Here is a 22,121-nt window from a genome sequence, read left to right as displayed (position 1 = left end):
GTTCCTCCTGCTGGTGTGNGAAGCGTAGTAAGTTCCTGTCGCTAATGCTGTTGTCGTTGGAATCGCTGTTCCGCCTGTTGCTGCATTATACCAAACAATCGTTCCTCCTGCTGGTGTGTTTACCTGAATATTGGCAACGGTCGGCGCATCAATTAAACAGAAATCTTGTGTTGTATCTGTCGTTGTTGGTGTTCCAGGGTCTGTTACGTTTACCGCAATTACTAATCTTACTGCACTTTCACAGTTTGTAGTTCCGTTTAAAATAGAAGCGTAGTAAGTTCCTGTGGCTAATGCTGTTGCTGCAGGAATCACTGTTCCGCCTGTTGCGGCATTATACCAAACAATCGTTCCTCCCGCTGGTGTGTTTACCTGAATGCTTGCAACGGTTGGGGCATCAATTAAACAGAAATCTTGTGTTGTATCTGTTGTAGTTGGTGTTCCAGGATCTGTTACGGTTACGGCAATCGCTAATCTTACTGCACTTTCACAGTTTGTAGTTCCGTTTAAAATTGAAGCGTAGTAAGTTCCTGTCGCTAATGCTGTTGCTGCTGGAATCGCTGTTCCGCCTGTCGCCGCATTGTACCAAACTATAGTTCCTCCCGCTGGTGTATTTACCTGAATGCTTGCAACAGTTGGCGCATCAATTAAACAGAAATCTTGCGTTGTATCTGTTGTAGTTGGTGTTCCAGCATCTGTTACGTTTACGGCAATCGCTAATCTTACACTGCTTTCACAACCTGTAACTGCATCTGTAGCAGCTGCGTAGTAAGTACCTGTAATTAGAGAAGTTGTTGATGCTAATGCTGTTCCACCTGTTGGAACATTATACCAAACCACATTTGATTCATTTATCTGAATACTTGCAATAGTTGGTGTATCAATTAAACAGAAATCTTGCGTTGTATCTGTTGTGGTTGGTGTATTTGGATCGCTTATAATAATTACAGCATCCTGCAATGTTCCTGCAAGATTTTCGCAGGTATTATCACTAGCAACAGCCACATAATATGTAATTGGGCTTATTGCTTTTGTTAATCCTACAGCGGTTAAAACGCCAGCTGCATCAACTGTATAAGTAACTCCCGCTATAACCGAACCATTAGTTATCGGTTGTGTTTTAGCTGCATCTAAATACCATGTAAATACTGGATTTATTAATGATGGTGCTGTTGGGGTTAATGACGCCGGAACGCTGTGGCAAACCGTTAAATCATCAACTAAAATATCATTTACAGTTGACGGAGGCAGAATAGTAAAGGTAATTTGTTTTCTGTCCGCTGCTGCAGTTTCACAAAACTGGTCTCCGCTAACTCCTACATAATAAGTGTAAGTTCCTGGAGCTAATCCATTTATTATTAATTGTGAAGTTGTTTCACCAGGGATTAACTGGCTGGCAGTTCCATTAAAGCTGTACCAGTAATAAACAGGATTTGTTACTACAGGAGTTCCGCTTAAGCTTGTTGCTAAAGTTACAGTTCCGGATGGAGAACAAATTGAAGTGTCAGTTCCTCCGTTTAAAGTAATGTTTGTCAGAGCATTTACCGGAGCAGAAGCTTTAATTTCAACAGTTACCTCTCCTCTGGCAAAAGTTTCACAGCCATAACGTACCGGCTGAACATAATATTTATAAATTCCTGCTGTTAAATTTGCTGGTACAGTATAAGTAATTCCTGTAGTAAGTGCAGTACCGCCTGTTGGCGCATCATACCAAATATAAGTAGAACAGGCCTCTTCGGGTATCTGCAGCGTAATATCTGTTCCGGGGCAGACCGTAATTTTATTGTCTGGATCGGCGCCTATTACGGTAGTATTTGCTACTCTTTCTACGGTATGAACTCTTAAGAAATCTAATACTCCCGCAACTCCTCCAAAACGAATTCTAACTCTGTCATACACTTCTGTTGGTGAAGAAACAAGAGCCACCGCCATTGAATTTCCAGGCAATAATCTTAAACTTAATAATGAGCTGTTATTTTGAATTGGAGCTCCAACTGCAACGTTTCCTAAGTAACGCTGAATTGTAAATCCAGTTAATAAATTCACATCTAAAAGTGTTCCTGGTTTTGAGATTACAATTCTTAACGTATCACTTACAACTGATGGAGTTTTGAATTCCACGGTTAAATCAGCGGCGGCCAAAACTCCGGCTCCGCTATACATTGTTGCAAATGTTGTGATATCGTTATCTGCTATGTTCCACGCATCGCTTACTCCTACTGCAGCCGTTACAGCTCCAACAGGAAGTCCCAAGTCTGTTGCACCGTAGAAAATATCACGAATATCTCCCGGCGTACAAGCTACACTTGAAACTGATCTGTTATAATGTGCATCGAATACTTTTGTATTTTGTGCCACACTTAATACTGATGCTGACTGGATACGGATTCCATCATAATCCTGCGGACCTGACGCATCTGAAGGAACAAAAGTAAATTCATAAGTATTGTCTCCTGAAATTAGATTTAATAATGAACCAGATACTGACTGCATAGTTCCAATATCAACTCCACCAATAGTTCCAATTACTGATAAATTCTGACCAACCGCTAATAAACTGGATTCTGAACCTAATTTAATAGTTACCGGTGTGCCTTTGGTAATTACTGCCGGCCAGGTCAAATTCTGCCAGGTTGTACCAACTCCTAAAAGTCCTAAACCTGTTGTAATTGTAGAGAATGTTTGTGGATTTCCATCGACAGCATTTGCGCCGTCTGTAACAGTTCCGGTAACTATTGATCCGGATGTTTGTGCGGTTGCATATACTCTTTCTGATAATGATTGACAATTACTAAGGTCAATTACATTAATTACTTTTGTTGCAGTTGACGTACAAATTCCGTCACTGGCAACCACTGTATACGTATAAACTCCCGGAGTATTTAAAACCCCTGTTGTAAATGTTGGTCCTATTAAAGCATTTCCCTGAGGATCAAACCATGAAATTGTTCCGGTCGAAACAGCTGTAAGGGTTACATTTGAACCAATATTTACTGATTCTGATGGATTTGTTACCACCAAACTTGGCAAAGCATTAATTGTTACCGCTACAGATTGCTGAACTGAAGGACAAGTAAGACCATTTTGCTGAGCAAGAATTGAATAAGTTCCGCTTACGGTAATATTAGCCGCTTCATCTGAAGTTATAACATTATTTGACGGATCATAGAAAGTATAAGTTGTATTTCCTGTAGAATCAAAATTAGTTATAGCGTTTCTTAAATTAGCACTTCCACAGCCTGCCAATGCAGCATTTACATTTAAAATAGTAGTTGAAGGGAAGTTAACAGTAACTTGTTTTAATGTTCCATTTACATTTTCGCAGGTTCCGCCATTTAAAATCGAAACATAATAATTGTATGGAGTTCCCGAAGCATTTAAACCTGCTATAGTAAGCGCTCCTGTTACAGCGTCTTTTGTAAATGTTACACCTGGCTGACCTGCCACGGTTGTTCCCGTTAAAATTTCCTGCGTTTTATTCTGATCTGTATAATATCTAAACGCAGCTCCGGCAATTGTAGTTGATGTTGGTGTTAATACGGCATCTCCGGTACAACTAGCCTCTACTGGTGTAGTTATTATAACATCTGTATCGGTTGGAATTGGCAATACTGTAACTGTAACTGCCTGACGTAAACTATTGATACAAGTTCCTCCACGAGTTCCTTCTAAATAATAAGTTGTAGTAGAAGTTAATGGAGCTGTTGGATTAACTGCCACAATGCTTCCTCCTGTAGGAGCATTATACCAGGTAAAAGTTTCTGTTCCTGTAGATGAAGCTGTTAGAGAAGCTGTCTGTCCTGAACAAATTGATGCTGAAGCTCCCGTAATTACTGCATTTGGAAATCTGTAAGAAGCAGCATAAATATATAAATTAGTTAATGCTGCGGCCAAGCCTCCTAATCTAACCTCAACCCTGTCAAAAGGAGCTGATGCAGTAAAACTTGCTTTAAATTTATTTCCTGACAGCACCTGAAGATTCAATAAATTACTTGTAACCGGAACCCTGTCATTATTATAAACCCCTCCATTATAAGTTGCCAGACTAACAGATCCTAATAAATTAAGATCAGCCAGACCGCCGGGAAGTTCTAATTCAACATCGATTATATCTCCTGTCTGTCCCGGTGTCGCAAATACTAATTGCTGCTGAATGTAAGCACCAACACCAAGCGGTACAGTAAGTTCTGCATAAGTATTTATATCACCATCTACAGAATTATTTGGATTAGTAGAAGTACATAAAGCACATAATAAACCATCTGTAGTTGTTATTTGAGTACCTGCCTGTAAACATGTACTAATATTATTTATTACAATAACATTAATAACTCCCCTAACTGGATTTATACAGCCCGTTGTTAAATCTACTGCTTCAACATAATATGTTTTATTAGCAGTCAAAACAGGAGTTGGTGTATAACTAGTTGTATTTGTCGCTACTGCTATACCGCCTGTAGAAACATCATACCAATTGTAACCTACACCTGCAACTGGATTAGAAACTGCCAATGCTACTGTTTGCCCGGATTGTATAATAACATCTGTTGATGCAAAAGATGGCACAGCCGGAAGCGGACTTACAGTAAGATTTACCGCAGTACGTGTTGGCGTTGAACAATTTCCAACAACTGCCTCAACATAATAATCTGTATTGGCTGTTAAAGCTGGAGTTGTAAACGATGTTCCTGTAGACAATAAGTTTCCTCCAGTTGGAGCATCATACCAATTATAGGTTGTACCAACGACTGGAGCCTGAACAGTTAATGTTGCTGTTTGCCCGTTACAAATTGTAGAGGGTGCTGCAGTTACTACAGGCAGCACAGGAGTATCTACTAAAACCTGAACCGGATTTCGTTCACTATTAACACAGCCATTTCTTGTTATTTCAACATAATAAGTAGTTGCTGCTGTTAAAGCCGGCGTTGTAAATGCTGCTGTAGAAGCCAAAGAAGTTCCACCTGTTGCTGCACTATACCAATTAACCGTTTCACCAACTGCAAGAGCTGCGGTTAATGTTGTAGTTTGTCCGCTGCAAATAGTAGTGTTTCCTGAAATTACAGGTGCTTTGTATCGGTAAGCGGCCTGATAAATATCTAAATTTGTCAATACAGTTGCTAAACCTCCTAATCGAATTTCTACACGATCGAAGTTTGCTCCTGCAACGACACTTGCTCTAAAACGATCTCCGCTTAATAATTGTAAAGTGATGAGAGGATTATTAATTGAAACTCTGTCATTATTATAAGTTGCTCCATTATAAGTTGCCAAGCTCACAGCTCCTAATAAGGAAAGATCGGCTAATCCGCCTGGTAACTCTAATTCAACATCTATAATATCTCCGGCTTTACCTGGATTAGTAAATTGTAATGTCTGCTGAACCCAGCCGTTAATTAATCCAACAGGAACGGTAAGTCTTGCTGCTGTTGCTGTATTTCCATCTACAGAATTATTTGGATTTGTAGAACTACATAATAAGCATAAACCATTTTGAGTTGTCTGCTGGCTGCTTGCTTCAAGACATCCACCTAAAGCAGCCGGCTGAACCGTAACTGTAACAGGAACTCTTGCCGCACTGACACAACTTCCATTTGGACTTTGTGCCTCCACATAATATGTTTTTGTAGCTGTTAAAATTGGTGTTGTAAAAGTTGGTGTATTGGCTGCAACCGGAATCCCTCCCACAGCAGTATCATACCAATTTAATTGAGCACCAACTTCAGAAGTTGTCGCATTAAGAGTAGCATTCTGACCTGACTGAATAGTAACACTCTGCGTTAAAACCGTAGGTGTGGCGGGCACAGCTGTTGAAACAACATTTACCTGAGTACGAGTCGGGCTTATACAACTTCCAATTGTACCTTCTACATAAAAACTTGTAGTGCCCAGCGGAACTGTTGGTGAATATGTTGTTCCTGTTGTCAGAGCTGTTCCTCCAACCGGAACCGAATACCAGGAATAAGTAGTACCCGGAATAGGATTTAAAAGTGTTAAAGTCGTTTGTTGAGTTGCTCCTGCAGAACAAATAGAAGTGCCGGCATTATTAACTGCCGGTGCAAGAGGATTTGAAACATTCAAAACTACAGGCACACGAACATTACCTTCGCATCCTGCAACTCTCGAAATACCTATATAATAAGTAGTTGTAGCTGTCAACGCTGGAGTTGTAAAAGTGTTTCCTGATGCCAGCGGAGTTGTTGACGCTGCTGAGCTATACCATGCCAATGTCGTTCCTGCGGCTGGAGTCGCTGTGAGATTTGTGGTTGATCCTGAACAAACCGTTTGAGATAAACCACCTGTTACGACTGGCTGGGCAAATTCTAATCGAACGTCATAAACTCTTAAGCTGACTAACAAACTTAGAAGTCCGCCAACCTGAATCTGAACCTGATTAGCATCACCTGTTAAGGTATATTTTGCAACGGCAACTGTGTTACCTGACAGCAGATTTAGATTCAGGAGCGGACTATTTAAAGGCACTGCCGAACCTACATTGGTGCCGGAAAGTTTGGCTTGAAGAGATACATTGGATAATAATCCAACATCTAACAAACCGTTTCCTGTACCAAAATAAATTGCGATCTGGTCACCTGCTCTTGCTGTCTGGTTTAGGGTCAGTGTTTCTTCAACGAAACAGCCCACACCAACAGCATTTGTCAGGGTTGCAAAAGTCGTTAGGCCAGCGCTATCGTAAGCGTTGGCCGGACTATCTACATTTAATCCTACACACAATAATCCGCCTTGGCTATTTGTTTGAGACACAGGTCTGCAAATAGTCTGCGAGAATGCATTTGTGCATAATAAGAATAAAAATAATAGTCCTAATAATCTCTTCTGAAAGTTGAGACTACAAAAAGTAAATTTTTTTTTCATAATTTGGAAGATTAGAAAATGGACAATAAAATACCTGTTGCAATAAGCACGTATGCTTACACAATTAAAAAAAACGTTAAAAATCAATTAGTTAAACCCTATAATAAATCCTTAGTACATAAAGGTTATAGTTTAAATTTTAAAAATATTTGTTGTTCTAGTGTATTAATAGTTATGTAAAATCAGAACTGTCTGTTCTTTTTGAGAGAGACTTATTCCGTACGTTTTAGGGAATACTGATCCGCATCAATCTTCCAAATGAAGTGATCTGTTTGAAATAATTTCCAAATGAGAAATTAAAGTGTGAGGGGAGAAATTTTGTATGCTGAATATTTAACTCATCTTACCAAAAAGTTGATTACTCTTTCTGTGATTTTCAATTTAAATAAAACTCAAAAATGAATGAATTAAATATTGATTTGTCTGATAAAAATAGTTAGCAGAAAACATCATCGTCAACAATAATGTCGACCAAAATTTAAATGATGAAAATTGAATATGGATAACTTTTTCAAAAAGTATCTTTTCAGTGAAGGGAAATTAAAACGATGTAAAAGTTTGTCTTTCTTCAAAATAATAAAAAATAAGGCTGAAATAATATGAAGACCTAATGCAAACTCGATAAAGAAAGTAATTGTCAGTTCCATAAGCAGGCGGTTAAAGGTTATTATTTAAAAGTCGATTTAATTACAATATTACATCTTGGCATTTTTGAAATGTAAACTTCTAAATTTCTTCTGCTAATAATTCATAAAAGCTGAAAAAGCATTTTGTTTAACTTTTCTATTCTAAAATTAAAAAAAACTAAGTAATAAAACAAGTATAAAATTCTTATTTTTTTTTAAAGATTAAAAATGTAAGAATTTAAAAATTCACGGGAATATAAGAAAAAACGGAGCTTTTTCAGAAAAAAAGCCCGTTTTTAGGCTTTTACAAAATTTAAGATTTTAATGTTAAAAAATAAATATGTAAGAAAATAAACACATAAATTTTATCTAAAACGATTGAAATTTAACAATTCTAGATTAACAAACCACTTGAACAAACAATTCTCAGTAGAAAGCTTAATTTTTTGAATATATCGAAATAGATACGTATAAATACGGGTAGTAAAAAAAATAAAAGTATGAACAAATGTTAAAATATTAAAAAAAGGAAAACAATTTAACATTAGCGTTTTTTCTACAAATAAAGTTTTGAAAATGAGATTGTTACAACTAAGATTCCAAAATTGTATTAATTTGTGTAAATAATTGACCGTCACTTAAAAAAGCTCCTTGCTTAATCAACTCAAAAATAGAAGCATTTCTTTCGTCAGTAAATACCTTTTTACCAGTTTTCATTTCTATATTTTCAGTAAACATATGATCACTAAGCCATTGCAAACCTTCTGTAGTCAAAAAATCAGTTCCAGGAACTAATGATTTCAAAACAATTGACTGAACATACGTATCAAAACACTTAAACAAAAAAATATGATTTTTAGAAAAATGCTCCAGAAATTCTGCTCTTGACAAAACACCTTCCCAAATTAAATCTGAAAAAACATCCAGTTCCTGTTCTGCAACTTCAGGTTTATTAATTTTAAGAGTATCCCATTCAGCTTTATCAATCGCCTGTGTTGCTAAAAAGCTTGCAAATTCGGCGTGTAATTCATCAAACTGTTCTTTTGTTAATCTTGCGTATTTCATTATTATTTTTTCAAATTAAACCTAACCAGCTTTTTATTTAAATTTTTAATCTAAAACAAAAAAAGCCCCCTTAAATGAGGGGGCAAATTTACAATATTTTTTTCTCCGTTAGAAAATATATCTGACACCAAATTGCATCTGCCATCTGGATACCAAACTGGCATCATAGCTGAATGTTTTGGTCTGGGTATTTGTAAAAGTATAAGTTGGGGTATTTCCTGCAACAGTCACACCAATTGGCTGTACACTGGTAGGAACCTGGACAACTCCCCAGTCGGAATTAATTAAATTTCCAACATTCAGAATATCTACACTAAACTGAATTGTATTTTTTTTCTCTGAAGCAGATGACACCCTGAAATTGTAATCCTGCAAAAGTTTAAGATCCCATTTCCCTCTCCAAGGCGAAATAGCACCGTAACGCTCTGCATAATTCCCCCTCCTGTCTCTCAAATATTCATCTTGCTCAATATACTTATCAAATGCTTCACCTTGCGCTGCTCCTCCGGTAAAGGTCATTTGAGCAATCTCTGCCTTTGTAGGCACATAAATCAGGTCGTTTACTGCAGATCCGTCATTATTTATATCTCCTCCATAAGTATAGCTAAAACGGCCTCCCTGAGCATATTCAAAGAAAGTAGAGATAGTTGTAGCCCATTTTTCTCTTCCATACTTCCATTTTTTTGATGCGACACCAATAAAACGATATGTATCGCCATATTTAGAATTAGAAAGCACATCTTTATTTACATTTCCTAATGCCGGATTAAAAGCAAATGCATCTCCTGTAATTTCAGCTTCTATAGAGTTCACATCTTTAGATACTAAGTAATTATAAGCTAAACTTGCATAAAAACCATTCTCAAAAGTCTTTTGAATTTTAACTGAGCTATTAAAAGCAAATCCTTTATCAGAATTTGTCATTACATAAGCATTATTTGCTCCTTTATCTGCTGCAACATATATTAACCTGTTATCAACTCCGCCCAAAGTTCCTGTTGGATCTTTAAGTCCCCAGTTTTGCACATGCACGCCATTAATGTCTTTGTTATAAGATATATCCAATGTCAGGATATAATTACTTTCAAATTTATGGTCAAATCCTAAACTTGTTCTCCAAACCTGCGGCCATTTATAATCCGGATCCATAATCTGAAAAAAGCTGTCATCAGCACCACTCACCTGATTTCCTAACCATACAAACGGAATTCGACCGGTAAAAATTCCTGATCCTCCGCGAAGCTGCGAAGTTGCTCTCCCGGCAACATCCCAATTAAAGCCAATTCTCGGAGACCACAAAAGCTTATCACTTGGCAAATCTGTCGAAATTAATTTTACGGCCTTCCCGGTTTCAGGGTCAAAATAATCTATGTTATTATCTCTTCCAGCGCCGCCGTTATCTGTATCAATATATTTTTGGATCAATTCATCTGTATTAAAATATAGCGGTTTATCAGCACGCAGTCCCAGAGAAAGTTTAAAATCATCCGTTATACTCCAGTCGTCCTGCGCATAAAATGCCCATTGACCTACATTTAACTCTGCCAGTTTCCAGCCTTTATCTTCGCCTACTTTATAATTTTGTTTAGAATTGTAAGTGTCTATTGCATATTGCATATTTTGAGCAATAATACTGGTTGCATAAGGCTTGGCGGCATCGTCTAAGAAATCCTGTGTGGTAAAATACGGTGTAAAAAATGTTCCCGCATAACCATTAGGGTTTCCAAAATTATCATATCCTCCTAAATTAAAGGAATTTTTAAAATTAAATTTTTCAAAAGAGGAACCAAAAGTAAACGCATGATCACCACTGGTATAAGTCAGGTTATCTGTAATCTGAATTACCTTTTGTTTCAGGGTATTGTTGATAGAAAAGGGTTCATGACCTGCAATGATATAATTTGATCCCGCACCATCCTGAATATTTATTACAGGAGCCGGTGATGAAAACGGATCTCTAAAATCATTAAAATAAGTATATCCTGCCTGAAGTTTATTTGATACACTTTCACTGAATTTTGAATTTAATTCCAATAAAAATGAGCTCAGTTTATTATTAATCTGATATCCTGCATTTTGAAACTGAAGAATTGAAGCATTTGGACCTCTGAATCCTAAAGCCGTAGGATGCGCCGGTTTATCTTTTGAAGCATCCAGCCAGTTATAAATCAAAGCCAGTTTATGATTGTCATTGATATTCCAATCCAGTTTTACAATTCCTTTTGTAGAATTAGATTCATGAATAAATCCCTGATAAGCTCCCGGATTATAATTAAAATTATTTCCCTGGGCATCTTTTAAGTTCATTAAAGCATTTGCAACCGCTATAAGATCAGACTCTAAAACCCTTGATTCGTTAATTCCTGTTACGCCGTCATTATTATTGGCTACGAAATTAGATCCTAAATCTGTTCTTTTGTCAATTTCAAAATTTCCAAAAATAAACAGTTTATCTTTAATAATGGGCGCACCCAAACTAAATCCCGCCTGAGTTTGTTCTAAAGAGGGAACAAATATTTTTTCTCCTTTAATTTTGCTTCCTGTCAAATCCTGATTTCTGTAAAAAGCATAAGCTGTTCCATGAAACTCATTTGTTCCTGATTTTGTAACCGCATTTACAGAAGCACCTGTAAAACCAGACAAAGTAACATCATAAGGTGCAGTTGCCACCTGAATCTGATCTATTGCATCCAGTGAAATTGGCTGAGCACTTGTTTGTCCGCCAGGAGTCGCAGCATCCAGTCCAAAAGGGTTATTAAATATCGCTCCGTTAAGAGAATAATTATTATACTGATCATTTCGACCACCAAAAGACCCACCGCTTGCTGTTGGCTCTAAACGTGTAAAATCTTCAGCCGATCTTGAGATTGTCGGCAAAGCGGTTAATTCTCTTCGGCCAATTGTAGTTTCGGCGCCGGTTCTCCCGCTTTGAAAAACTTTATTTTTAGATACTACTTTAACTTCTTCCAAAGTCTGGCTTTCATCATCCAGAGTAACATCCAAATTAAATACTTTTCCTAAATCAAGATAAACATCATTATATTCCTGATTTTGATATCCTACAAAAGTAACAACGATTTTGTATGGACCTCCAATTCTCATATTCAAAATATTAAATCTTCCGTCTTCATTTGAAAGAGAAGAATATTTTGATCCGGTTGGTGTATGTATCGCCAGAATGGTTGCTCCCGGCAAAAGTTCGTTTTTAGAACTTTTTACAATACCCTTAATACTCGATGTTGTGGTTTGTCCAATGACCGTGAGACCGCACAAACAAAGCAATAATGCAAAGACTTTTTTCATTTTCCTGATTTTGTGTGAGTTATACTATCAAAATTAGGTAAAAAAAAATCACTCCTAAGAGTGATTTTTATATTTTATTAACAATAAGTTAACAAGCTGTTATTTTTCTGCAATAATCTCGTATGGCAAATCAACAATAACATCTCTGTGTAAACGGATGCTAGCTGAATATTTTCCAGTACGTTTTACGATACCGCTAGTGATGAATTTTCTGTCGATAGTGTTACCAGATTTCTCTAAAGCTTCAGCAATATCGATATTTGTAACAGAACCAAAAAGTTTCTCTCCACCAGCTTTTGCAGTGATTTTAATTTCAAGAGCTTTTAATGTATCAGCTAATGCTTTAGCATCAGCAACAATTTTAGCTTCTTTATGTGCTCTTTGTTTTAGGTTTTCAGCTAAAACTTTTTTAGCAGAAGGAGTTGCTAATGCAGCAAAACCTTGAGGAATTAAATAGTTACGACCGTAACCAGGTTTTACAGATACTACATCATCTTTAAATCCTAGGTTTTGTACGTCTTGTTTTAAAATAAGTTCCATGTTGTTGTCCTTATATTTTAGAAGTTAGGTTCTGTCCTTAGCAGAAACCAGCGACTAGAGTTTTTAATTATTTTAATAAATCGGCCACGTATGGCATTAAAGCTAAGTGACGAGCTCTTTTTACAGCTACAGAAACTTTTCTTTGGTATTTTAATGAAGTTCCCGTTAAACGACGAGGAAGAATTTTTCCTTGCTCATTTACGAATTTCAATAAGAAATCAGCATCTTTATAATCGATGTATTTGATTCCTGATTTTTTGAAACGGCAATACTTTTTAGTTTTGTTAGTTTCAATGTTTAAAGGCGTTAAATATCTGATATCTCCGTCTTTTTTTCCTTTTGCAGATTGCTCAATTGTAGACATAATAATTACGCTTTAGTAGATTTTAATTTAGCTCTTCTTCTTTCCGCCCATGAGATAGCATGTTTGTCTAAACTTACAGTTAAGAAACGCATAACTCTCTCGTCACGTCTAAATTCAGTTTCAAAAGCAATTAGAACTTCTCCAGCTACTTTGAACTCAAATAAGTGATAAAAACCACTTTTTTTGTTTTGGATTTCGTAAGCCATTTTTTTAAGACCCCAATCCTCTTTTGATACCATTTCAGCTCCTCTGCTAGTAAGAAATTCTTCAAATTTCGTTACTGTTTCCTTCACCTGAACCTCAGATAAAACGGGATTTAAAATGAAAACAGTTTCATAATGATTCATAAATACAATATTTATTTGTTAAAATTGGGTGCAAAAGTAACCATTATTTTTAAATACACAACATAATTTTTCTATTATTCGTTGTAAAGCAAAAAATATACGATGAATTTAGTTTTTTTTCCAAAAAAACAATACATTTACTATTGCTATCCTGAATTTATTCTAAATTAAAATGTTATGAAACTAAACTGTGTTGTTGTAGATGATAGTTCTATTCAGAGGACAATTATTGCAAAATTAGTTAATAATCACCCAGGTTTGCATTTAATCGGGGATTTTTCTAATGCAATAGAAGCAAAAAGCTGTATTTCATTAAATAATATCGACTTAATTTTTCTTGATATAGAAATGCCTGTAATTAATGGCTTTGATTTTCTTGATGGTTTAAAATCTAAACCTCAAATTATATTTATCACTTCTAAAGCAGAATATGCTTTAAAAGCTTTTGATTATGACGCTACTGATTATCTGCAAAAACCTATTGCCGTTGACCGCTTTAACGCCTCTGTAAAGAGAGCTATTGATATGCACCTGCTTAAAAAAGAAGTAAAAGAAGAAGAAGGCGAACACATTTTCATCAAAAGTAATCTTAAAAAGCTCAAAATATTTACAGCAAAAATTAAATGGATTGAGGCATTTGGTGATTACGTAAGAGTGGTTACCGAAGATGACAGTAATCTGGTTCTTTCTACAATGAAATCTTTTGAAAATGATTTATCGAAAGACAAATTTATTCGTGTCCATAAGTCCTATATTATTAATATTGATAAAGTGGAGCGCTTCAATAGTAAATTTGCCGAAATAGGAATTACTAAAATTCCGCTCAGCCGTAATAAAAAAGAAGATTTAGTAAAGGCGCTCTCAACGTCTAATTAATAAAAATCGACATTAACTATAACTTTTATAGCTCTGTACTGAGCAACAGCCTCAAAACTATTCAACATTTTCTGGATAGTTTTTTTTGTGTTTCCTAAATGCAGATTCTGCGGAATCTTTATTAAAATAGTTCTGATATATTCGTTTCGGATTCTGCTTATTGCCGGTTCTTCCGGACCCAAAACAGGCATATTCAGGTTTTGGCTTAAAACCTGGTACAGCCACATCGAACCTTCCTTCAATTTATCAAAATCGCGATGTTTTATCGTTAATTTAATAATCCTGAAATACGGCGGATATTTATAAATCTGCCTGTCATACAATTGTTCCTTATACATACCTATATAATTATGGTTTGTAACTTGTTGAATTGTATTGTGGTTTGGATTATAGGTTTGAATCACAACTTTCCCCTGCTTTTCAGATCTTCCTGCTCTTCCTGCAACCTGTGTCATCATTTGAAAACTGCGTTCAAAAGCCCTGAAATCAGGATGATGCAGCATATTATCAGCATTCATAATCCCGACTAAACTAACATTATCAAAATCCAGACCTTTGGCCAGCATTTGTGTTCCCACCAAAATATCGATTTCCCGATTTTTAAATGTATCTATGATCTTTTCAAAGCCAAATTTTCCGCGAGTAGTATCCTGGTCCATTCTTCCCGTTTTTGCTTTAGGAAAAAGTGATAACAGCTCCTGCTCTATCTGCTCTGTTCCAAAACCTTTTGTCGTTAAATCGATACTCGAGCAGCTATGGCAATTTGTTGGTTTTGCAATTGCATATCCGCAATAATGGCAGCGAAGCTGATTTTTAAATTTATGAAAAGTCAGACTCACATCACACTGCTGGCAATGTGGCACGTGCCCGCAGGTAAGACATTCAATTATTGGAGAATAACCTCTTCTGTTTTGAAATAAAATGACCTGTTCGCCCAAAGACAAAGCTTCTGTAATTTCTTCAATTAAAAGATCACTAAAATGCCCTGTCATTCTTTTTCTGAAATGTTTGTCTTTTAAATCTACCAAAACAACTTCAGGCATACGGACATTTTTATAACGCTCGGTAAGAGTAACCAAACCATATTTTTCGCTCTGCGTATTAAAATAAGTTTCGATACTCGGCGTCGCAGAACCCAACAATACTTTGGCATTGTGAAAATTGGCTAAAACAATTGCCGCATCTCTGGCGTGATATCTCGGTGCCGGATCAGTTTGTTTAAAAGTCTGTTCATGCTCTTCATCTACAATCAGCAAACCCAGATCGTTAAAAGGCAAAAACAAAGCCGACCTTGCTCCTATTACAATTTGTGCTTTTTCTGAATTTTCGAGTGTTTGTTTCCAAACCTCAACTCTTTCATTATTACTGTATTTAGAATGAAAAACAGCTACTTTATCGCCAAAATGAAGCCGCAGACGAGAAACTAATTGCGTCGTAAGTGCAATCTCCGGAAGCAGATACAAAACCTGTCTTCCCGTTTGCAGATATTCTTCAATTAATTTGATATATATCTCTGTTTTACCGCTTGAAGTAACACCATGGAGCAAACAGACTTCTTTTTCAGAAAAACTTTCTTTTATGGCGTTAAAAGCTTTTTCTTGTGCTTCACTGAGCCTTAATTCTTTTTCCGATTTCTCTCCGTTAAATAAAACACGATCCTGCTGTAAATAGTATTCTTCTAAAATTTCATTTTTTACCAAAGTTTTTACAACAGCCGAAGTTGATCCTGACACTTCAACCAGTTTTTTCTCCGTAATCGGTTTTTTTTCTGAAGCACTGATTTGAAAATAAGCTAAAACAATTTCCTTTTGTTTGTCACTTTTCAAAGTGTTTAGCAAATCATTCAAACCAAGATCTGTTTCATATTTGGAATGCAATTTTACATACCGAACCAATTTTGGCTTGTAACTTTCTTTTATTTCTTCTTCTAAAACAATAACATCTCTTGCTAATAATTTTTGAAGAATGGGCAGTATATTTTTTTTATTTAAAATTGAAGCTATTTCCTGAACTTTTAATGAGCTCTGATGCTGGAGTGCTTCATAGATTAGAAATTCATCATCAGAAAGTTCAGAATCATTTATAACCACTTCAGGTTTATGCGAAACGATCGTTTCACTTTCTAATAATAATCCTGTTGGAAAAGCACCACGGTACACATCTCCAATTCCGCACATATAATAATTGGCAACCCAAAGCCAGTGTTTGATTTGAATTTCAGTTGCAATAGGTTTTTCATCTAAAATTTGATGAATTTCTTTGGCTTCATATAAAGTCGGGGCATTTTGATGTATATCTAATACAAGTCCTGTGTAGATTTTACTTTTACCAAAAGGCACCGCAACCCGCATTCCTTTTTTTATAAAATGGAATTCAGGTTCAGAAACGCGGTATGTAAAGGTTTTTGCTAAAGAAAGCGGCAAAATAACTTCGATAAAAAACATGTACTATATATATAAGTGCAAAGTTACTTTTTTCCTGAAGATTTTTGAACCAAATACTCATCAACTAATTTCAAAGTATGGTTTAATGATTCCGTATTTTTCCAGTCTTCGTGACCCGGAATAATATATTTTGGATTCTTAAATTTCGCCTTCACTTTTGCAATCGATTTTTTCCATTCTTTTACATTAGAATCTCCTAAATAACCAAGGTCTTTTGCATCGGCACTTTTTATAAAACAAGCTCCGTAAAGCACTTTTTCTTTATTAAACCAGACCACAATATTGTCAGATGCATGACCTTTTCCCGGGTAATAAACTTCAAAAGTATGCTGTCCGGCAGTAAAAGTTTTATCATTTGGAATTATAAATTCAGCTCTCGGTTTATTTTCTTTTTTCAGAATATCATCCGTTAACTTAATCGAATAGGTTTTGATTCCTTTTTTTGCATAAAAATCAAATCCTCCGGCACGATCATCATGAGAATGTGTTGCAAAAAGCATTATCACTTCTTTATTATGTTTTGCTTTTATACTATCTAATAAAGGCTGAAACTGAGTCTCATCCCAGGGAGCATCGAACAGGACAACACCTTTATCTGTAACCAGATACATGGCATTGGCAGAAATCAAAGATCCGTTATAATCATGAAAAGTTTTATAAACATAAAAGTCACCCGTAAGATGACTTATTTGTAATGGCGAATTGGCAGATTGTCCAAAACTATTTGATAGTATTCCTAAGAATAAAATTATCGAAGCTAATTTTCGCATGTAGTATTTAAATTAATTTTTAACTCGCGTCCAGTATTGTGTTCTGCCCATTATAGAAATTCCAACATAGCCGCGAAGTTTTAATTTATCTGCAGATTCTAATGAAATATAGCATTTATACTTTTTACCGCTTGTAGGATCTAAAATGCTGCCTCCATTGTATTCTGAACCGTCTTTTTTAAGACCGTTTATGATAACCATTCCTAAAATTGGTTTATTTTTTTCTGCTCCTTCACACTTTACACAAATATCTTTTCTGTGACTTTCGCGAAGTATTTCTACAACCTTTCCGTAAATTTTTCCTGATTTTTCGTAAATCTCAACTACCGATTTAGCTTCGCCTGTTTCATCATCAATGGTCTTCCATTTTCCTATAACACTTTGAGCCTGAATACTCATTGCAAAGAAAAATACACCAATCGTTAACATCCAATTTTTCATACTATTTATTTTTTTTTTGTTTTAATTTTCTGATAGAAGCATTCAATTCGAACCCTAAAAGCAGAATCATACAGTTTATCCAAATATAAAACATTAGAATTAATAATGTACCAATAGAACCATAAAGTTCGTTATATTTTGAGAATTTTATAACCCAAATCCCAAAAAAGAACGAAGATATAACAATCAGGATGGTTGTAAAAACAGATCCGATGCTTATAAATGATACTTTATTGTACTGTCTTGTACCATAACGCAATAATATTGAAGATGTTATCAAAATCATTAAAATAACAAATAAATATCGTCCTAAAATAATAAGCGGAATCCGGTCGCTTAATACATCCTGAATAATTGTTTTTTGAATAAAAACCTCAAAAACAACAATTGTAGCAACAGTTACAAACAAGATCACGGTCATGACAAGTGATATTGCCAGGGCAACCAAATACTGGCTGAAAAAACCACGTTTATCAAAAACATGCTTAGAAGATTCGAAACCGCTGAGAATTCCGTTAATACCATTTGCCATTAAAAAAATTGAAAGCAAAAACCCCGATGACAACAATCCGGAGTGACTATTATTTAAGATATCGCTGATAATTTTACTGATCGCGTCGTAAGTATTTGGAGGAACACTCTGCTGAACGAACTGCAAGAAATCTTCCTGAAAATTATCTATCGGAATAAACGGAATTAAGTTTAAAATGAATAACGCAAAAGGAAACAAAGCCATAAAAAAGCTAAAAGAAACCGCACTTGCATGATATGAAAAAGCACCTTCAATAATTCCTAAAGTGTACATTTCAAGTAAATCATACAAAGAAAATCCCTCTAACCAAGGGAGTTTTATTCTTTTAAAAAGCCGGGCCAGATTACGTATTACAGGCAGTTTCTCAATCCGCTCTTCTATCTCTTTCGACATATATTCTGATTTTAGATTGTTGAGTTTAGATTTTAGATTTAAAACTTAGTTTCACTCAAAATTCTTAACTAATAATTTCTAAAAGGCTTTTAAACTCAAATCCATATTATAAACAGAATGTGTCAAAGCTCCCGATGAAATATAATTTACACCACATAAGGCATATTCGCGAATTGTTTTTTCATTAATATTTCCCGAAGATTCTGTCTGGCATTTTTTACCAATTAAATTTACCGCCGTTTTAGTATCTTCATAATTAAAATTGTCAATCAGAATCCTGTGAACGCCGTCACTCAGCAAAATTTCCCTGATTTCATCAAGATTACGGGCTTCAACAATAATTTTCAGGTCGAGTTTATTTTCTTTTAAATATTCTTTTGTTTTGGCAATAGCGCGTGTAATTCCTCCTGCAAAATCAATATGGTTGTCTTTTAACATTACCATATCATAAAGCGCAAAACGGTGATTTTCTCCTCCTCCTATTTTTACGGCCCATTTTTCTGCCGCTCTGAAATTTGGCGTTGTTTTGCGGGTATCCAAAATTTTAGCACCGGTTCCTTCTAAAAGCTGCACGTATTGATTTGTTTTTGTTGCAATCGCAGACATACGCTGCATAGTGTTTAAAACAACTCTTTCGGCTTTTAAAATAGACTGGGAACTTCCCGAAACTTCAAAAACGACTTCTCCATATTCTACATGCGTCCCGTCTTCTATAAAAGTTTTTACTTTTAATTTTGGATCTACATGTTCAAATATCAGTTTAGCAAGTTCAACTCCGGCAATTATTCCCTGATCTTTTACCAATAATTTTGCCTGCCCGTGAGCAGTCTCCGGAATGCAGGCAAGTGAACTGTAATCACCTGTACCAACATCTTCCCTAATGGCATTACTTATCAAAAGTTGTAATTCTGCTTGAAATTGAGCTTCGCTTATCATTTTTTAATTTTTAATAATATGCTAAATTAGGATATATTTTATGGAATTAAAAGTTTCCTTTCTGCGAAAAGTTTCTTATTAACTTAAATTTATTAGCCACAGATTGTTAGGATTAAAATGTATTTCAAAAAATTTGTGCCAATCTTTATAATCTGTGGCTTTTTCTTAAACACATCGAATCATAGTTTTTTGACATCTTAAAAAAGACATTTCACTTACATCAATGCACATAGCTTAAACACATCAAACTATGTGTGAAAATCTAGATTTTTCCTATAACCTTTTTCAATACGCTTTATAAAATCTATGTTACTATGTGTTTAAATTTTCTCTACAAAACACTAACAAAATTTAGAAAACATTAGATACCTTTGAAGTTTATTCAAACAAAATCATGGGATTAATTAAAGATATTTACTCGGTTTCTTTTTACGAAAAATTTAGTCAGGCTGTCGCCGAAGTGCATCCGTCATTCAGCAGACAAAAATTTATTGAGAAAATTTACGAAGGTGATTTTGCACAAAAAGAATGGAAAGACCGAATGAAACATACAACAATTGTGCTTCATCAATTTATGCCTCAAAATTTCTCCGAAGCTGTTATTTTAATTGACAAAATTATTGAAAGATTAAAGAAAAACAGTTTTACAGAAGGCAATCTGGCTTTCATTTTTTTTGCAGATTATATCGAAATGTATGGCTTAGATGATTTTGAAACCTCGGCGAAAGCCTTTGTTTCCATAACGCAATTTATAAGCTGTGAATTTGCTGTTCGTCCCTTTATTTTAAAATATAAAGAACAAATGACTGCCGAAATGACAAAATGGTCATTGCACGAAAATCATCATGTCCGAAGATTAGCCAGCGAAGGTTCGCGCCCAAGATTACCGTGGGCAATGGCAATTCCTTTTCTTAAAAAAGATCCTTCTTCTATCCTGCCAATTTTAGAAAATCTAAAAAACGATCCATCAGAATATGTTCGCAGAAGCGTTGCAAATAACTTAAATGATATTGCAAAAGATAATCCGCAGATTGTATTGGAAATTGCTTCCCGCTGGAAAGGCCAAACCAAAGAAACAGATGCAATTATAAAACACGGCTGCCGAACTTTATTAAAACAGGGGCATCCTGAAATTCTGAATCATTATGGTTTGGAAAGTACTAATATCGAACTTTCATCTTTCGAAATCAAAACACCGAAAGTAAAAATTGGAGATTATCTGCAGTTTCATTTTCACTTAAATAATAAGAATGAAGAATCTAAAACGGTTCGTTTAGAATATGCTGTTCATTATAAAAAAGCAAAAGGTCATCTGGCGAAGAAAGTCTTCAAAATCAGCGAGAAAATTTATCATCCCAATCAATTAACGAAGATTGAAAGAAACCAGTCTTTTAAATTAATTACAACTCGTGTTTTTCATACCGGAATTCATCAATTGTCGATTATTATTAATGGAACTGAAAGTGAAGCTCTTGAGTTTGAATTGATTGATTAAACATAGATTTTATTTTTTCTACACAAAGAATGTCAGGCTGAGCGAAGTCGAAGCCCCCATGCTGAATCACTTTATGAAGCTTCGACTTCGCTCAGCCTGACAAAATAAATACGAATTGAAAAATCAGCAATTTTTCCTATTTTTATAACACAAAAATCAAAGAAAACTTTTCTTAACCTAAATTAAGTTACAGACAAAGACAATCAGTTTACTTTTGTTTCAACTAAAAAATACCACATGTCAAATATCAGTTTAATTATTGAAGAACGTGCTGCCAATATTGGCAATTTTATGGTGGGCAGATTATTGCCTTTCCGCGAAAAAAGAGCTGTTGGGCCATTTGTATTTATCGATCATATGGGACCTGCGCATTTAAGTGACCATGAAAATATGGATGTTCCGCCGCATCCGCATATCGGACTTTCAACACTTACTTTTTTGTTTGAAGGAAGCATTATGCACCGCGATAGTTTAGGAACAGAACTCGAAATAAAACCAGGCGCCGTAAACTGGATGACGGCAGGAAAAGGAATTGTTCACTCTGAAAGAACTCCGGAATATTTAAGACATTCAGACAAAATGCTTCACGGATTGCAGATTTGGGTGGCGCTTCCAAAGGAATTAGAACAAATGGATCCGAATTTTACGCATGTTGAAGCCGATGATATTCCGGCTTGGGAAGAAGACGGTGTTTCGTACAAGTTAATTGCAGGTGAAGCTTTTGAAAAAAAATCTCCGGTTCCTGTTTACAGTCCGCTTTATTTTATTGAAATTAAAAGTACCGAAGCTAAAAAAATAAACATTGGACATCATTTATTTGGCGAAAGCGGTTTGTATATTTTAGAAGGAAGCATTAAAAGCGGCGAACATATTTACGATCCAAAACAAATTTTAATTACCAACGACAGTACATTGTGCGAGTTTGAAATTAGCGCCAATTCAACGGTTTACATTTTTGGCGGACAACCTTTTCCTGAAGAACATTTTATCTTCTGGAATTTTGTTTCATCTGATAAAAACCTCATCGAAAAAGCCAAACAAGACTGGACTGCACAGACTTTTCCAAAAGTTCCGGGCGAAACCGAATTTGTTCCTTTACCAGAACCAAGAATCAAATAA

13 protein-coding genes and 1 pseudogene are annotated in these 22,121 nt (G+C 35.4%); 3 read left to right on the top strand and 11 right to left on the bottom strand.

Annotated features, from left to right (window positions below):
- Positions 1 to 19: 19 nt before the first annotated feature.
- The 6 genes and pseudogenes from ASE21_RS22300 to rpsF form a co-directional block, all read right to left on the bottom strand.
- Positions 20 to 6,870, bottom strand: a pseudogene (locus ASE21_RS22300) (hypothetical protein); the annotation flags it as partial.
- A gap of 1,217 nt (positions 6,871 to 8,087) precedes the next feature.
- Positions 8,088 to 8,561 carry a DUF6495 family protein gene (locus ASE21_RS10840; protein ID WP_057122677.1) on the bottom strand — a complete coding sequence of 158 codons (474 nt, stop codon included), beginning with the start codon at positions 8,559 to 8,561 and terminating at the stop codon, positions 8,088 to 8,090.
- Between the two features lie 108 nt (positions 8,562 to 8,669).
- Positions 8,670 to 11,864 carry a TonB-dependent receptor gene (locus tag ASE21_RS10835; RefSeq protein ID WP_057122676.1) on the bottom strand — a complete coding sequence of 1,065 codons (3,195 nt, stop codon included), beginning with the start codon at positions 11,862 to 11,864 and terminating at the stop codon, positions 8,670 to 8,672.
- A 99-nt stretch (positions 11,865 to 11,963) separates the two neighbouring features.
- Positions 11,964 to 12,404, bottom strand: a complete 441-nt coding sequence (gene rplI / locus ASE21_RS10830; protein WP_057122675.1) for a 50S ribosomal protein L9 — start codon at positions 12,402 to 12,404, stop codon at positions 11,964 to 11,966.
- 67 nt (positions 12,405 to 12,471) lie between these two features.
- The gene (gene rpsR / locus ASE21_RS10825) at positions 12,472 to 12,768 is read right to left on the bottom strand and encodes a 30S ribosomal protein S18 (protein ID WP_002987043.1); all 297 of its coding nucleotides are present in this window, start codon (positions 12,766 to 12,768) and stop codon (positions 12,472 to 12,474) included.
- A gap of 5 nt (positions 12,769 to 12,773) precedes the next feature.
- Positions 12,774 to 13,115, bottom strand: coding sequence for a 30S ribosomal protein S6 (gene rpsF, locus ASE21_RS10820; RefSeq protein WP_007810575.1), 342 nt, complete (start codon positions 13,113 to 13,115; stop codon positions 12,774 to 12,776).
- A 177-nt stretch (positions 13,116 to 13,292) separates the two neighbouring features.
- Between rpsF and ASE21_RS10815 the strand changes: the two genes are divergently transcribed.
- Positions 13,293 to 13,991: a LytR/AlgR family response regulator transcription factor gene (locus ASE21_RS10815; protein WP_053473460.1), complete on the top strand. Its 699-nt coding sequence runs from the start codon at positions 13,293 to 13,295 to the stop codon at positions 13,989 to 13,991.
- Here the strand turns inward: ASE21_RS10815 and priA are convergent.
- The 5 genes from priA to nadC form a co-directional block, all read right to left on the bottom strand.
- A complete protein-coding gene (gene priA / locus ASE21_RS10810; RefSeq protein ID WP_057122674.1) occupies positions 13,988 to 16,435 on the bottom strand; it encodes a primosomal protein N' in 2,448 nt (815 codons plus the stop codon). The two genes, ASE21_RS10815 and priA, sit on opposite strands and share 4 nt — an antisense overlap.
- A gap of 23 nt (positions 16,436 to 16,458) precedes the next feature.
- Positions 16,459 to 17,205 carry a subclass B1 metallo-beta-lactamase gene (bla-B1-FLAV, locus tag ASE21_RS10805; RefSeq protein WP_057122673.1) on the bottom strand — a complete coding sequence of 249 codons (747 nt, stop codon included), beginning with the start codon at positions 17,203 to 17,205 and terminating at the stop codon, positions 16,459 to 16,461.
- A gap of 12 nt (positions 17,206 to 17,217) precedes the next feature.
- Positions 17,218 to 17,646, bottom strand: coding sequence for a DUF2147 domain-containing protein (locus tag ASE21_RS10800; protein WP_057122672.1), 429 nt, complete (start codon positions 17,644 to 17,646; stop codon positions 17,218 to 17,220).
- Between the two features lies 1 nt (position 17,647).
- Positions 17,648 to 18,571, bottom strand: coding sequence for a YihY/virulence factor BrkB family protein (locus ASE21_RS10795; protein ID WP_057122671.1), 924 nt, complete (start codon positions 18,569 to 18,571; stop codon positions 17,648 to 17,650).
- Positions 18,572 to 18,649: 78 nt separating this feature from the next.
- Positions 18,650 to 19,507: a carboxylating nicotinate-nucleotide diphosphorylase gene (gene nadC / locus ASE21_RS10790; RefSeq protein WP_057122670.1), complete on the bottom strand. Its 858-nt coding sequence runs from the start codon at positions 19,505 to 19,507 to the stop codon at positions 18,650 to 18,652.
- Between the two features lie 394 nt (positions 19,508 to 19,901).
- Between nadC and ASE21_RS10785 the strand changes: the two genes are divergently transcribed.
- Both ASE21_RS10785 and ASE21_RS10780 read left to right on the top strand, forming a co-directional pair.
- Positions 19,902 to 21,002, top strand: a complete 1,101-nt coding sequence (locus ASE21_RS10785) for a DNA alkylation repair protein (RefSeq protein ID WP_057122669.1) — start codon at positions 19,902 to 19,904, stop codon at positions 21,000 to 21,002.
- A 237-nt stretch (positions 21,003 to 21,239) separates the two neighbouring features.
- Positions 21,240 to 22,121, top strand: coding sequence for a pirin family protein (locus ASE21_RS10780; RefSeq protein WP_057122668.1), 882 nt, complete (start codon positions 21,240 to 21,242; stop codon positions 22,119 to 22,121).

Source organism: Flavobacterium sp. Root901 (assembly GCF_001429765.1).
Taxonomy (GTDB): Bacteria; Bacteroidota; Bacteroidia; order Flavobacteriales; family Flavobacteriaceae; genus Flavobacterium.
Note: the sequence above shows the minus strand (reverse complement) of the source record. Positions and strands in the feature narration are given on the sequence as shown.